The 16,696-nt window shown below is 48.8% G+C and carries 4 protein-coding genes; all 4 read left to right on the top strand.

The window, feature by feature from the left end:
• Positions 1 to 17: 17 nt before the first annotated feature.
• Genes edeK through fabD form a run of 4 tightly spaced genes read left to right on the top strand, consistent with a single transcriptional unit; the run spans position 18 to position 16,660 of the window.
• Entirely contained in the window at positions 18 to 4,001 is a 3,984-nt protein-coding gene (edeK, locus tag HPY27_RS00625) for an edeine non-ribosomal peptide synthetase EdeK (protein ID WP_174224148.1), read from the top strand.
• A gap of 30 nt (positions 4,002 to 4,031) precedes the next feature.
• Positions 4,032 to 6,719, top strand: coding sequence for an edeine non-ribosomal peptide synthetase EdeJ (gene edeJ, locus HPY27_RS00620; protein WP_174224147.1), 2,688 nt, complete (start codon positions 4,032 to 4,034; stop codon positions 6,717 to 6,719).
• A gap of 1 nt (position 6,720) precedes the next feature.
• Positions 6,721 to 15,375 (top strand): edeine biosynthesis hybrid PKS-NRPS EdeI, encoded by an 8,655-nt coding sequence (edeI, locus tag HPY27_RS00615; protein WP_174224146.1) that lies wholly within the window; start codon positions 6,721 to 6,723, stop codon positions 15,373 to 15,375.
• 16 nt (positions 15,376 to 15,391) lie between these two features.
• Positions 15,392 to 16,660: an ACP S-malonyltransferase gene (gene fabD / locus HPY27_RS00610; RefSeq protein WP_174224145.1), complete on the top strand. Its 1,269-nt coding sequence runs from the start codon at positions 15,392 to 15,394 to the stop codon at positions 16,658 to 16,660.
• Positions 16,661 to 16,696 lie beyond the last annotated feature (36 nt).

Here is a 16,696-nt window from a genome sequence, read left to right as displayed (position 1 = left end):
AGAAAAGAGGGATTGGCTTGACAACGATAACTGCACAAAACATCTTGCTGGCCAGTGGGCAGTTTGATCGCGAAAAAGACTATTGGATGGAGAATCTCTCTCGAGAGTTTCATTCACTCGACCTTCCAACAGACTCTCGGGCCTCGTTTCAGCGTCAGTCTGAACTTCGTGAGCTGACTATCGTGTTTCCGGACGAGCTGAGCAAGGCACTGATTCATTTGAGCAATGGCTCGGATCAGCGTTTGTTCATGGCTTTGCTGAGTGGATTTGGCATCTTGTTGTCCAAATATACGGGACATCAGGACATATGCGTTGGAACGGCTATCTTTCGTCAAACAGAGCCGGGTGAGTTTTTGAACAAGGTACTGCCCTTGCGTCATCAGGTACTCCCGGAATGGAGCATCAAGGAGCTGCTACAAGAAGTTCGGCAGATCTTAAAGGTCGCTGTGGAACATCAGAACTACCCAATCTTGCGGTTGATCGAGGAACTGCAAGTACCGCAGCAGGGGAACAGCACACCGTTTTTTGAGGCGACTTGCTTATTGGACGTCCTTCATGATCAGGACAGCCTGGAACAGGTTTCGAGCGAGTTGCAATTCCTCTTTTCTAAAAAGGGAAACTCGCTCGAATTACTCGTGCGTTACGTGGGGCAAAGATACCAACTACCTATGATGGAACGGATGATGGAGCATTTAGTCCGTATCTATCACGTTATCGTAACGCAACCGAATCAGAAGATCGCTGAGATAGCGTGCTTATCTGAGGAAGAGGTTCGGGAGTTAGTTCTTTCATTCAACGACAACCGGGTTGATTTTCCGCGCGATCAGAGCTTTGATCGCCTCTTTGAGGAGCAAGTAAAAAAGACTCCTCATCGCAAAGCGGTGACAGACGGAAAAACAACCTTAACCTATCAGGAATTAAACGAGCGATCCAATCGACTCGCGCGCCATTTTATCCAGCAAGGATTACGACCTGGCACGAAAATCGGTATCTATATGAAGCGCAACGTGGATACGCTTGTTGCGATACTCGCGGTGTTCAAAGCGGGGGGAGCCTACATACCGATTGACCCAGACTATCCGCAGCATCGGATCTTGTACATTGTGCAGAAGAGCGAGATTGCAGGGTTGATAACTCAGCCCGACTTGCTAGATGGACTGGAGTCGATTCAAGCATCCTCACCTGAGCTGAAGTATCTCTATGTCTTTGGTCAATCCGACGAATCAGTAGAGTCACTTTCGGGAGAGGACATCGATCGGGAGAGTGCGGGAACAGACTTGGCTTACATCATCTTCACTTCGGGCACGACCGGACAACCGAAAGGCGTTATGGTGCACCATCGTGGAATGATTAACCACATTTTCGCTAAAATCAACGATCTATCCCTTTGCGAGGATGATCTTGTCGCACAAACGGCTTCCCTTTGCTTCGATATTTCTGTTTGGCAATATCTGGCTGTTTTGCTGGTGGGTGGCTCTGTGCAAGTGGTCGATACAGAGACGGTAATGGATACGCAGGCCCTTCATAACGTACTGTGTTCCAACCGCGTCACTGTAGCGGAAGTGGTACCATCTCTGCTCTCTGTGCTGCTCGATCTCGTTCAAGAATGGTCCGACTCCGAACGTAGCTTCCCTGATCTGCGGTGGATGGCAGTGACAGGAGAGGAGTTGCCTGCTCCTCTGGTACGGCGCTGGTTTGCCTGCTATTCGGAAATTCCATTGGTGAATATGTACGGGCCAACAGAAGCATCCGATGATATTACCCACCACATTATCAGGGAAATGCCGAGCGATCAGCAGATTGTGGTTCCCATCGGCATACCGATCCAGAACACTCATATTTACATACTCGATCAAAATCAGTGTATCTGCCCGCGTGGCGTAAAAGGTGAAATAGGTGTGGCCGGTCCGGGAGTTGGATACGGCTACTACAAAGATGAGGAACGGACGCAAAAAGTTTTTCTAGCAAATCCGTATGCCAGTTGGGTAGAAGACCCTGACTATCATGTCCTCTACCGAACGGGTGATGTAGGCCGCATCACGGAGGACGGATATATTGAGTACTTCGGGAGAATGGACAATCAAGTCAAGATTCGGGGTTACCGAATCGAATTGAGTGAGATTGAACAGGTTATGCGCAGACATCCTGCGGTCAAGGATGCAGTGGTATTGGCACTTTCAGAGGACACGGGTGCAAAGTACTTATGTGCCTACGTCGTTCCCCTGGAGGAATTTTCCACCCGAGATGTGCGTGATTATCTGTTTACTGTGCTTCCGGAATACATGGTGCCGATGCACTATGTAAAACAAAATGTATTGCCACTTACCCCTAACGGAAAAGTGGACAGAGGCGCTCTACCGATGCCTGGCATACAGGATCGGATAGACACATCTATTTTTGTGTCAGCTACAACCGAGACGGAAAAAGCACTCACCCACATCTGGGCGCATGTGCTACAGCTCGATCCAAAAACAATCAGCGCCCGGGACAATTTCTTCGCTCTAGGGGGGCACTCGTTAAAAATCAACGCCGTGGCTACGCAGGTTGCACAGCAGTTTGGCGTACAGCTTCCACTGCGAACCATGTTTAATCACCCAACTATTCAGGATCTTGGCAAGGTGATTGATGGAGCAGACAAGACGATTATGAAAAGACGATTCCCGGTCGAAGCCAGATCGTACTATCCTGTTACGGCTGCCCAGCGTAAGTTCTTTATTCTTCAGCAGTTGAATCCGGCTGACACAAGTCTTCACATTACGGCTGCCCGCTTCATCGAGGGTGATTTGAGCCGTGAGAAGGTAGAGTATGCTTTTCAAGGATTGATTGACCGCCATGAATCTCTTCGTACCTTGTTTGATTATATAGATGGGCAAGTGGTTCAAATTGTACATGATTCGCTAGTCTTCCGTCTGGAAGTGAGCGAAGCAAGTGCAGAGCAGTTGGAGGCCAACCTGGCAACGTTTGTACGGCCATTCGACTTGCGTCAAGCGCCCTTGCTGCGTGCAGGGCTAATCAGGATTGCACCGGAAAAGCATCTCTTGTTGTTCGACATGCACCATATCGTTTCAGACGGTGTATCTATGGACATTCTTGTAGAGGACTTTGTTCGACTCTATGCAGGCGTGACGCTTCCTGCATTGGAAGTTCAGCAAAAAGAGTTTGCTGTTTGGCAAGAATCTGCACTCGAGTCAGGGGAGCTTCAAGCTGACTATTGGGCAGACTTGTTTACCAGCCCGGCTCCACTTCTATCGATTCCGACTGATTACGAAAGGCCAGAATCTATTACGTTTCCTGGTGAGACGATTGAGTTCGAGATATCGGCAGAAGAGAAGCAGCGGTTGCAGGACCTGGCAGCACAGGAACATGCGACACTTTACATGGTGCTGTTGTCGGTTTACAACATGTTGCTTGCCAAATACAGCGGCCAAGAGGATGTTGTTGTCGGAACTCCAGTAGCTGGGCGTAAATTTGCAGAGTTTGATGAAGTAATCGGAATGTTTATCAACACCATTCCCCTACGCAATTATCCAAAAGGCGAGAAAACGTATCGCGAGTTTCTTGCGGAGGTCCGTGAGCATACGCTAGCCTCTTTTGAACAAGCGGATTACCCGATTGATCTATTTGTCCAGACTCTTGGTCTTGAGCCAAATACAGGTCGTCAGCCCCTTTTTGATACGATCTTCGTCCTGCAAAACATGGACAATCCGGAAGGGGAGCTGGAGCTTGAGGACATGATCGTCAAAAACTATCCACTGCAAAACAACACGGCTAAGCTTGACCTTCATTTGTCGGCTTATCCTGTTTTTGACAGACTTACATGTAAGCTGGATTACCGCAGTGACCTGTTTAGAAGAGAAACGATGGAACAGTTTGTGAATGACTTCAAAAGCTTGTTGCAGCAGGTGATGGAAGATCCCGAGCGCCTCCTGCATGACTTTGAATTGACCCGTGAGGTAGCCCTCATTCAAGCACAGGGCGTCGATTGGGATTTTGAATTTTAGAGCAAGCGGTGAGTAAGAGGGGGAGGGCATATGGAGACTACTATTTCGCAAAACATTCTGCTAACCAGTCGAAAATTTAGCCGGGAGGAGCACTACTGGCGCGAGAAGCTACAGGGGGAGTGGACGCTCTCCCTCCTTCCAACCGAAGAGACGGAGAAGGAGGGCGATGGGGAGGAGACAAAAGAAATATCTTTTGTATTTCCAGATGATTTGAACGCTGCCGTTGCGGCCCATTGCGATCATCATCCGATGAAGCTCTACCTGTTCCTTCTGTCGACGTTTCAAATCATGCTGAATCGGTATAAGCAGACAGACGACATGATCATTCTCACGCCCGTCTTTCAGAATCCGCTTCCCCCTAATGCTTGGAATCGGGTACTGCCGCTTCGTGTACGGATGCATCAAGAAGCTACTTTTGCAGAAGTGGCGAAAGAGGGTAAGCAGCTGGTCAAAGAGGCAATTGAGCATCAGAACTATCCGTTTTCGCAAATGATGCAATGGCTTGATCTATCCGACACCGATCTGATGACACTGACAGATACTGCTTTCGTACTAGAAAACATGCAAGATATTGCTGCTTTGGAAGGCCTGTCCCTGCAAGTGGTGTTTGCATTGAAGCAAACAGAAGATGGAATCACAGGTCGCGTACGGTATGCGGGCGAGCAGTCCCAAGAGGCTGTCATCGAACGCATGATCAGCCATTATCTACAAATTCTTCGTGAAGTGGTCGCCGATCCCAAGCGGTTGGTTCGCACAATCGATATGTTGACAGAAGCAGAGCGGACTGATCTGTTGTATACCCGCAATCAAACAGATGTTCCTCATTCTGCTCCAAAGCCGATTCATCAACTGATTGAAGAACAGGCAGCGCGTACTCCTCACCTAACAGCAGCTGTGTTTGGCAATAAAACTCTTACCTATGCTCAACTTAATGGGAAAGCGAATTGCCTAGCACACATGTTGAAGGACAGCGGCATTGGAAAAGGAAGCTATGTTCCGGTCTTGATGAATCGTAGCTTGAATTTGGTCATTTCCCTGCTAGCCGTCATGAAAACAGGTGCGGCATTTGTCCCGCTAGACGTGCAGAGTCCGAACGAACGGAAAAAGCAGCTACTGGATGAATTGGATTGTCCGGTGACGCTGATCGGACCAGAAATACGTCAGGAACCATCATTCGTACAATTGACACGTGCTGTAATCGTCGATGCGGATGAAATCCGGGAAGAAGGGGACTTACATGTCCAGGTCGATGTGGACGACCCGATTTATGTGATCTATACATCTGGTTCCACCGGCAAACCAAAAGGTGCTGTCGTTCCTCATATCGGTATTTTCAATCGGTTTCGCTGGATGGATGAACACTACGGTTGTACGGAACAGGACGCCATTTTCCAGACGACTCCCCATCACTACGACAGTTCGGTCTGGCAACTATTTTGGCCGCTCTTGCATGGTGGCCGTACGGTATTGCCGATTCCTGAATTTGAGATGACGCTCGATCAAGTGTTGCACGCCATTTCAACCTATCAGATTACGATTACGGACTTTGTGCCGTCGGTCTTCAACCTGCTGGTGGATCAAATGGAAACACGGCTGGACATACACGATTCACTATCTTCGATTCGCCACCTGATCTTGGGGGGAGAGGAAATTACGGCTCACACCGTGCATCTGTTTCTTCAGCGGTTTCCCCACGTTCGTATTACGAATCTGTACGGTCCGACGGAGACGTCTATTGGTGTCATCTACTTTGAGATTGACCATACCCATCAGGGACCGATACCGATCGGAAAGCCGATAGCCAATACGAAAATTCTGCTGCTGGATTCAAATCGCAAACTAGTTCCGGCGGGACATCAAGGGGAGATTTATATAACAGGCTTGTGCTTGGGACACGGTTACTTGCACGATCCTGAGAAAACAGCAGCCAGCTTCGTTGACAACCCTTATCCGGAAATTGGTTATCAAAAGCTTTACCGGACAGGCGACCTTGGGCGTTATCTGCCGAATGGCAATATCAAGTTCTGCGGTCGCATCGATCATCAAGTAAAAGTACGCGGGCACCGAATTGAGCTTGGCGAGATTGATGAGGTTCTATTGTCCCACCCGCTAGTAAAAGAGTGTGCCGTGCTATTTCAAGAAGAGAAGGCTCGATTGTGCGCTTACTACGTACCGAATGCTCAGGAATTGACCGCAAGTGACTTGCGTGGTTATCTCAGCGAACGGCTTCCCGATCACATGATTCCTTCCTTTTTTGTCAGCATTGAAAAAATGCCGTTGACAGCAGGGGGCAAGATCAATCGCAAGCTACTGCCAGAAGTGGATGAACAACAGGCGTCCGATGCTGACTATGTAGCCCCACGAAATGAGAACGAAGAACAGCTGGTTACCATCTGGAAAGAAATCTTGGGAATCGAAAAAGTGGGGGTACACGACAGCTTTTTCCAGCTGGGGGGGAATTCCCTGCTGTTGCTCAAAATGCATGCGCAAATTGTAAAACAAGTGGATAGCGAGATTAGCGTCGCACATTTGTTTTCCTACTATACGATTGCTATGTTTGTGGATTTTCTCGAACAAAGAAAACAGGATCAGTTTGCATCAATGGAAGATCAAGGCGATGATGATGAATCCCTTCTGGAATTGCTGAGGGAGGTCAAGGAGGGAGTTCTCTCCGTAGACAAGGGTGCCGAACTGATCGACAAAAGGAAGGGGAAATAGGATGAGTTTGCTAAAAAAATACATCTTGCAGCAAGTGGCTGCTCATCGACTGCAAGAGAAGGAAGCACTTCCTTTGCTGAAAGAACTGTCCTCTGCCAACGTAAACACTCGCCAAGATATCGCGATCATCGGTATGGCTTGTCGTTTTCCCGGAGCCAGCAGCCTCGAAGAATACTGGAACAATTTGCAACAAGGGCACGATTCAATCAGTGATATCCCTGCTGCAAGGCGTCCAGATGTCGAGAGGGTAGCGAGAGAATTTTTTAACGACACAGATTTTACGTATGAGCGGATGGGTTATCTCGATCACGTGGATTTATTTGATCATGCGTTTTTCGAGATATCACCTGCAGAGGCTCGAACCATGGATCCTTATCAGCGGATGTTTCTCGAGTTGGCATGGGAAACATTTGAACATGCCGGGTATAGCGAGAAGATGATCAGCGGTTCTCCTACAGGCGTATTTCTGGGATATTGTGACAATGAATCACAATACCAGCGTGTGCTGAAAAACGTTGATTCGTCCTCGCTGGCTGGCAACGTTGCAGCAATTATTGCTTCACGAATTTCCTATTTGCTGAATCTGTCAGGTCCGAGCCAACTGATTAATACATCTTGCTCTTCCTCCTTGGTCGCTCTGCACCAAGCATGTCAGGCCATTGGAAATAACGATTGTCGAATGGCTCTCGTAGGTGGAGTGAACCTTTCCCTATTTCCGATTCAACAAGATACTGACTTTGGCATCGTTTCTGTAGAACGCAAAACCAAAGCATTTGATGACTTTGCTGATGGAACAGTATGGGGAGAAGGTCTTGGTGCTGTTCTTTTGAAGTCATACGATCAAGCAGTCAAGGACAACGACTATATCCATGCCGTGATTAAAAGCACAGCGGTCAATTGTGATGGACGTTCTACTAGTATTACAGCGCCCAATGCGATTTCCCAGTCTGCTTTGCTGCGAACAACGTGGGAGCGGGCGCGAATCAATCCGGAGAGCATCTCCTACATTGAGGCACATGGGACCGGTACAAGATTAGGCGACCCTGTCGAGATTGAGGGGATCATGCATGCCTTTCAGAAAGTTTCAAAACGTAAGCAATTTTGCGCAATAGGCTCGGTCAAAAGCAATATCGGGCACACGATAGCGGCATCCGGTGTAGCTGGGATCATTAAGACGGCTTTGATGATGAAGCATCGTCAGATTCCGCCGACGCTACATGTAAAACGTCCGAATACCTTAATTCCTTTTATAGATTCGCCTGTTTATATAAATGATGTGCTAAAGGCTTGGGATGTAGAGGCTGACCAACCTGTGAGGAGAGCCGGCGTAAGTGCATTCGGCCTGAGCGGGACAAACGCCCACGTCATCTTGGAAGAGCCTCCTAAGCGCGAGGCGATAGCCGTTCCAGAATCTGGCAATTACCTATTTACGTTATCTGCCAAGACAAGTGAGTCACTATGGGATTTGCTTGAGAAATACCAAGCATTTTTATCAGCGCCTTCTGAGCATTCCCTTCTTGATATGTGCGCTACTGCCAATACTGGGCGCGGACACTATCGGTATCGCCTTGCCTTTATCATCAACAGCAAAGAGGACCTTTTGCAGAAGATCCATCGCCTGTGCGCGGGAGAACGGATGGAGGACGGTGCTCCGCTTGTTGATGGGAACCAGGTGTTCTACGGGGTATTGAATTCCCGTGGTGAAAGTTCATTGCCGATCAGCATGCAATTAGACAGCTCTGACCTAGTAGACATGGCGAAACAGTACGTGCGAGGGGTGCCAATCAATTGGCATGAATACTACCGTCCAGTTAAATGGAAAAAAGTACCTTTGCCAACCTATTCCTTTGCCAAAACCCGCCACTGGGTGCAATCGGATCAACCTGTAAGCGAAACAATTGAGCGGTCCGCTGCTGTAGCAACTGAGGCGGCACATGAGAACGAAACTGCTGATGTTCATAAAATTGCTTCCACCTTCTTTACGTTTGGGGAAACTTTACTGAATCAGGTGAATGTCCAAAAGCAAACAGGCTTGGAAGAGGATGAGACTTTTTATTCCGGCTTGTCATCGCTTGAATGCTTCAATCAACTGGGCGTTTTCCACAAGCAGAGTCAAACGTATTCACTGGAAGAATTGCGTGAAGCTGTAAGGTTTGACGGAAGGAATGAACATCTCTTCCAACTCATGCTTGGGCTCGTCGTTCAAGCGTCCCTTGTTGAACAAGTTGCAGGAACATATCGACTTGCTGCTCAAGCAGAGGGTCTCGATGCGGAAACGTTTTATCAGGATTGTCTAGATCGTTATCCGAATGAGCGTGAGACGTTCACCCAGTTAAAAACGTGTTTTGCCCATTACTCAACCATCATGACAGGGCAGACCGTACTTATGTCGGACGATACTTCTGACTTTTTCAAGCTGTATGCGGATCGCATTACTCTTGAAAACCCTTCTGGACTTATGGCAGTGGAAACAATTGCCCAATACATCCATTCGTATAGCCGTCCTGTCCGTATTCTGGAGGTTGGAGGCGGTTCAAGCAGTCTTGCACGCCTCTTGCTGCCGAAGATTGAAAATCAAGCAGTCACTTATCTGTTTACGGATAGTGTCCAAGGGACTCTCGATGAGACAGAAAAAGAGTGCAAAGAAGTGTATCCATTTGTGGAGTTCCGCCTGTTCAACATGGAGAAGGCCCCAGCCGAACAAGGATTCGATCTACACGCATACGATGTGATTATCGCTAATCATGCTATACACAGGACGAAGGATGTTCGGGCATCCTTATCGATTTTGCATCAGTTGCTTGCAGAGCAGGGCGTGCTGTTTGCGATTGAGCTCGTGAAAAATCGTTCAACGGCAAATGTGATCGGGGGGCTTGCCGCAGACTGGTGGCAGTACGAAGACACCGATCTGCGACACCAATCCAGACTGATGGATGCCTCACGCTGGGAAAAGGCTCTTCGGGATACGAACTATCAATCGGTTGCCATGTATCCGTCGTCAACAGCGCTGCTTGATCTGTCTGATTCAGCGTTATTGGTCGGGCACTCAGCGTATACGCCACAAGAGTATCGAGAGTGGCTCTACCAGATCAATTGGCAAACGAAAGAGCTAACAACCAATCATCAGTCCCAGCGTTCAGGGATCTGGTTAGTGTTTCAAGATGAAGGCGGTGTAGGAGAAACTCTTGCTGACGCGATGGCATCGGAAGGACATGAAGTGTTCATACTTCGCAGTGGAGAAGCTTTTGCCTCCGTTTCTTCCCACGAGTTTATCCTAGACCCCAGCCAGCCAGAAGATCTGCGGCGTGTGTTCGAGAGACTCGGGGACAAAAAGGAAAAGCTGACTGGGATTATCCACTTATGGAGCTTGACCTCGGGCGTCCAACAGCCAAATGGTCTCGGAGAGCTTGAAGCTCTGGAGTCAGCGCAACATCTTGGCGTTTACAGTCTGTTCCATTTAACACAAGCGTTGCTTGAGCTGGATCTGAAGCAGGTGCTAGATTTACGGATCGTTTCGAACTACGCACAAGCAGTAGATGACAACGGCCCTGTTTTTCCAGAAAAGGCGCCCTTGTTCGGTCTTGCCAAGGTTATCTCGCAGGAAAATCCAAAACTGCAATGCTTTAGCCTGGATCTCGCAACAGAGGGGCGTTCAACATCGCAGTTGGCTGGTCAGCTTCTAGCGGAAATTCGTTGCAATCGGGATGACACTTTGGTGGCCTATAGAGGAAATCGCATCGTACCAGAAATGAATCGCTGCGATATCGATCAAATTCCGAAACGGCCTGTAGAGATACGTGAAAATGGCGTTTACTTGATCGCCGGAGGTACCGGAAAACTGGGACTGGCATTTAGTAAGCATCTAGCCGTTCAAAAAAATGTGACGCTCGTGCTGATTAATCGTTCTCCACTTCCACCTAACCACGAGTGGCAGGAGCGTTTACAGCATCCAGACTGCAGTGCTGCTGAGGCACGAAAGTTGAGAGAACTGATTGAGCTAGAGGAAATGGGAGCGCAGGTAGTCTGCTACGCAGCCGACGTGTCCGACCGTCAGCAGATGGAGGATATTTCCGAGCAAGTCCGCGCCCGCTACGGACCGATCAACGGTATTATCCAATCCGCGGCGCATATCACCTTCGAGACGATTCAGACGAAGTCGTTTTCCCATTTTCAAAATGGTTTGAAAGCGAAGATGGCGGGCACAGTCATCCTCGATCAAATAACTGAACCGGAGCATCTGGATTTCTTTGTGATCTTCTCATCACTTGCTTCAATTTGGGGTGGAGCGACAGGCAGTGACTATGTCTCGTCCAACTGCTTCCTGGATGCCTATAGTGCAGCTCGCAATCGAACGGGAAAACCAACGATCGCTTTGAACTGGTATGCGTTTGAAGGCATAACAGGTCCTGGTTTTATCGGTTACATGCCAATGGATGGGGCGATACAGGCCTTTGATGCTTCGCTGTCTTGCCAAACTGAGCATTTGATCATTGGACAATTTGATTTGCAAGTGCTGAAGGAATGGGCACCGTCGCTGAAAGTAAAGCTCGGAGACACGATCTTTGCAAGCGTGAAATCTCATAAGGAACGCGAAGTACCATCCGCAGTTACCATACAAAACCGTGTTGTTTTGTCTGGCAGGGAGGAAGGCGATCAGTACACGGTGTTGGAGCAAGACTTGGGTCAGATTTGGTCCGATGTGCTGGGTTACTCCGAATTGAGCATTGACGACGACTTCTTCAGGCTGGGTGGCGATTCGCTTTTGGCAATCGGTATCGTTTCCCGTGTCACCAAGCAGTTGCAAAAAGAGATGACAATCACCGACCTGTTTCAGACTCCGACAATCCGTCAATTGGCTGTGTTACTGGCTCCGAATGAAGAAACAGCTGTGTCAGCGATTCCTGTAGCAGAGTATCGGGAAGCTTATCCCGCCACATCGTCTCAGCAGAGAATTTATGTATTGGAACAAATGCAGGAAGGGGCAGTTGCCTACAACATCCCTACAGTCATGATGCTTGAAGGAGAGCTGGACAGAGAGGCCTTCGAACGTGCATTTGTCTCGCTGGTGCAGCGTCATGAGTCGTTGCGCACCTCATTTTCCATCGTGGATGGAGTTTTGATGCAAACCGTTCAACCGAGCGTAGATTTTACGTTGGCGTATGGTGAAGTCGACGAGTACGAGGCAAAGAGAACAGTCGAACAATTCATTCGACCATTTGACTTGTCAAAAGCTCCGCTTGTTCGCGGTATGCTTATTCGCATGGATGTCAACAAACACTTGTTGCTGTTCGACATGCATCACATTATTTCCGATGGAGTATCCATCAACATTTTGATCCGTGAGTTCTTCCAATTGTATCAGGGACTCGAGTTGCCCGAGCTGCGGATTCAATATAAAGACTACAGCGTGTGGCAGTCAGAGCAGCTGGGCAATGGGGTATTGGCCGCTCAGGAGAAATTCTGGCTAAAAGAGCTGGATGGAGAACTTCCTGTGCTTAATCTGCCTACGGACCACCCTCGACCGTCCGTCCAGAGCTTTGAGGGAGATGTCCTGACCTTTGAGATTCCTCAAGAGATGACAGAGAAGATACTGGCACTGGCAAAAAACAATGGTTCAACCTTGTACATGACGCTTCTGGGAGCGCTCACCATTATGCTGTCGAAATACGCTGGCGAAGAAGACATTATCATTGGATCGCCAGTGGCTGGTCGTCATCATGCAGACCTGGAAAACATCGTTGGTGTCTTTCTGAACACACTGGCGATGAGAAACTTCCCGCGAAGCGATCGAACCGTGACAGATTTCCTTCAGGAAGTAAAAGAACGGGCACTGGCGGCGCTCTCTCATGCCGATTATTCGTTCGAAATGCTGGTGGATCGTCTGACGCTGCCAAAAGATACGGCGCGCAACCCACTGTTTGATGTGATGTTCATTTTGCAAAATACCGGCGATGCGAAGGGAAGCATGAGTGCAAATGGGTTGACGCTCTCTCCTTATCCATTTGAACAGCGCTCTGCCCAGTTTGATCTGACCTTTGACATCATTGAGCGAGAACAGCGCCTGATTGTCGATATCGAATACAGCAACAAGCTGTTCAGCAAAGAGACGATCGCGTCGATGTCTACACACTTTCAGAAGATTCTGGAGCAGATGGTGGAAGATCCTGAACAATTGATCGGCAAGATGTCCATGCTAGCAGCAGAAGAACGCTTGCTGCTGATTGAGCAATGGAATGACACGAGTTTGGAATATTCTCGTGAAAAAACAGTCGTCCAGCTCTTTGAAGAAGTAGCGGCAACACAGCCGAACGCGTTAGCTGTCACATGCGGAGATGAGAAAGTCACTTATGCGGAATTAAATCAGCAAGCAAACCAAGTAGCTCGTTTGATCAAGCAGCATGACGTCACTGCTGATACTTGCGTGGGCCTTTTGACGAATCGCTCTGTGGAAATGATGGTCGGACTCTTGGCGATCTTGAAAGCGGGGGCCGCGTTTGTTCCGATTGATCCGCACTATCCAGAAGAACGGATCTCCTATGTTTTGGAAAACAGCATGACTCGCCTCGTCTTAACCCACGATTCTCTGGCAGAGAAGCAGTGGGGAAGTGTTGTCCGAGTAGACGTAAACGATTCTCGGATGGAGATGGAAGACGACTCCAATCTTCCGCCACAGGCTACACCTGGCGATCTCGCCTATGTTATTTACACATCGGGTTCTACAGGCAAGCCTAAAGGCGTTATGGTTGAGCACGGCAATTTGATGAGCTTCTGCTCGGGAATCGGCGAACACATCGATTTTGCCAGCGCAGACAAAATGCTGGCTGTGACAACGATTTCGTTTGATATTTTTCTGCTTGAAACGATTGTACCGCTGGCGAAAGGGATGACCGTAGTCATTGCAACCGAAGAACAACAAGCAGACCCGCAAGTGCTCAAGGAGTTGATTTTGCAGGAAGAAATCACTTTCCTTCAACTGACTCCATCCCGTTTACAGCTCATGCTGGAAGAGAAGAGCAACTTGCACGCACTTGACTGCCTGAAAGCGATCCTGCTTGGAGGAGAAGCCCTTTCGGCGACTTTGTTCCAACGGCTTCGCACACAGACGAAGGCGAGACTTTACAATCTGTACGGTCCAACTGAAACAACGATCTGGTCTACGGTGCAGGACTTGACTGAGGCAGAGGAAGTAACGATTGGCGCGCCTTTGCCCAATACACAAGTCTACATCCTCGATGAGCATCTGCAAGTGCAGCCGATGAAGATCACTGGCGATCTTTACATTGCAGGGGATGGGGTAACGAGAGGCTACTTCGGTCAGCCAACACTGACGGCTGAGCGCTATATCCCTCATCCGTTTAAACCTGGTCAACGCATGTACAAAACAGGTGATCTCGCGAGATGGCTGCCGGATGGACGTATTGAATATGTGGGACGATCCGATTTTCAGTGCAAAGTACGCGGTTATCGCATCGAATTAGGTGAGATTGAAAGTGCCCTTTGCCAGCATCCGGATATTACGGAAGCGGTAGTCAGTGTGCGAGATACCGCTAGCGATCCTTACCTGGCTGCTTACTATATGGCAACTCGAACGTTGGACAGCGATGAATTGCGAGCTATGCTGAGCAAAAGTTTACCCGATTACATGATTCCACATTTCTATACGCATATGAGTGTGTGGCCGCTGACACCAAACGGAAAACTGGATCGCAAATCATTGCCAGAGCCTGATGCCCTTCAAGACAAGCACACCGAATATCAAGCTCCTGCTACCAGACTGGAAGAACAGATGGCTGACATTTGGCGGGAAGTGCTTAAGCGTGAAACGGTCGGTATGCAGGATAACTTCTTCCACATAGGCGGTAATTCGCTTTTACTGGTGCAAGTTCATGCCAAGCTTGAACAGCTTTACCCTGGACGGGTTCGAATTGCCGATTTGTTCGCCCATCCTACGCTGTTTGGCCTAACCAACTTTTTGAAGAACACCGCTTTAGATGTAGCAGATGAACAAGAGGAAACCGATACGACCACTTATTGGTTGAAGGAGTTGGATCGTGTCTCGCTGATCGAGTTGCCGTCTCAGTATTGGGCTAGTGGAGAAGCGAATTCGGACACAAACTGGGTCCAATTCTCACTTACGGATGATCTGTTTGAGAATGTGCAGCAGGTAAGTCAAATGGAGGCTGTTGAGGTTAGAGACGTTCTGCTTTCGATGTATCTATACCTCATGGCTGAATTGACGGGACAGCAGGATCTTTATATGGAAGTGGCTGTCGCCAAGGAGCTGCAGATGAATGCCTATCCATTCCGGGTGAACATGTCAGAGGTCAATACCTTCTTCGATCTATTCAAGCAGGTGCAGCAGAAGCGACAGTTCATCGAGAAAATGACGGGAGAAGCCTCGTTGTGGCTAAAAAAATTGCGGACGGATCGCAACGACGGAACCATTATTCCATTCTTCGGCAGTGTCAATGAGTTTACAGATGCATCATTCACACACCTTGAACATGAGCTTACTTTCTGGATCAAGGAAGGAAAAGACGTGATTGATATCGTGTGTGCATTCGACCCAGATTGCCTCCGCGCAGAAAAAGTCACGGAGATGACTCAGGATTACCAGCAATTGCTCAGGATGCTAGTGAATGAATACATGACGTAGAGAAGGGTGATCAAAAATGGACAAAATCGCACTCTTATTCCCGGGACAAGGTTCGCAATATGTTGGAATGGGTCAAGCATTATGTGAGGCCCATCCCATTGCCGCTCGCACCTTTGAAGAAGCAAGTGATGCGCTTGGATTTAACCTGCAATCCCTTTGTTTTGCAGGGGATGTACAAGAACTGACCAAAACAGAGCATGCACAGCCAGCAATCTTGACGGCAAGTGTCGCAGCCTTCCGCGTTTATTCAGAGGAAATGAACATCGAACCGAAGTGGGTGGCTGGACACAGTCTGGGCGAGTTTACGGCCCTGACTTGTGCCGGTGCCATCCAGTTTGCAGATGCCGTCCGCCTTGTCTATCGCCGCGGTCAGTTCATGCAGGTGGCCACACCGCAGGGTGTCGGAGCGATGTCAGCAATCTTTGGGTTGAATGTTCAACTTGTCGAGGAGATTTGTCGGGAACATTCTCGTGACGATGCGATCGTCGTGGTCGCCAACCATAACTCCGCTGATCAAATCGTCATCTCCGGCCATGCACATGCGGTGCGGCAAGTAGAAGAAGCGTGCAAGCAGCATGGATCGACTTCCGTAGTCAGCCTCAAGGTGAGTGCGCCTTTCCATTCACCACTCATGGTGCAAGCAGCCGAACAATTACATGAAGAACTGAAGCGATACACGTATTGCGATCCCAAATGGCCTGTGATTTCCAATGTGACAGCACAACCCTATGCCCATGCTGATCAACTTGTCGATTTGCTCACAGCACAGACAACCAGCCCTGTTCGCTGGCAATCTACGATGGATTACTTGGTAAAACAGGGAGCGAATACCGTAATTGAGCTCGGCCCTAAAAATGTACTGACAAATTTGGCCAAAGGATATCCCCTTCGCGCCTTTGCCTTTGACAAGCAGGGGGAGATCAATCGTTATCAGCAAGAGCTTCAGGATGCCAAAGCGCGTAATCAAGCAGCAATTGCCCAACTGGTCGATTCTTGCATTGCGATTGCTGTTTGCACGAAAAATCGCGGTCTTGATGAAGAAGCGTACCAGCAAGGGGTGATCGCTCCCTATCAAGCGCTACAACAACTGAGACAACAGCTGGAACAAGGAGAAAAAGAGGGGGGCTACGGAGATGTACGCGAAGCTTTTTCTCTGCTTCGTTTGATCTTCCAAACAAAAAAAGCTCCTGACGCGGAACAAGCCATGCGCTTTGATCAGCTGACCAGCAAATCGGACTTGCAACAGCGATTTCCTGAGATCGGCAACGAATGGCAAGCTAGCTAAGCCAAACCAGGTGAGCAGAGGAACCAAGGAGGAAGA

The sequence above is a fragment of the Brevibacillus sp. HB1.1 genome (assembly GCF_013332445.1).
GTDB lineage: Bacteria > Bacillota > Bacilli > Brevibacillales > Brevibacillaceae > Brevibacillus > Brevibacillus porteri.
Note: the sequence above shows the minus strand (reverse complement) of the source record. Positions and strands in the feature narration are given on the sequence as shown.

Coding starts and splice junctions, on each gene's coding strand:
- fabD (WP_174224145.1), top strand. CDS start 15,392: ATGGACAAAATCGCACTCTTATTCCCGGGACAAGGTTCGCAATATGTT.
- edeI (WP_174224146.1), top strand. CDS start 6,721: ATGAGTTTGCTAAAAAAATACATCTTGCAGCAAGTGGCTGCTCATCGA.
- edeJ (WP_174224147.1), top strand. CDS start 4,032: ATGGAGACTACTATTTCGCAAAACATTCTGCTAACCAGTCGAAAATTT.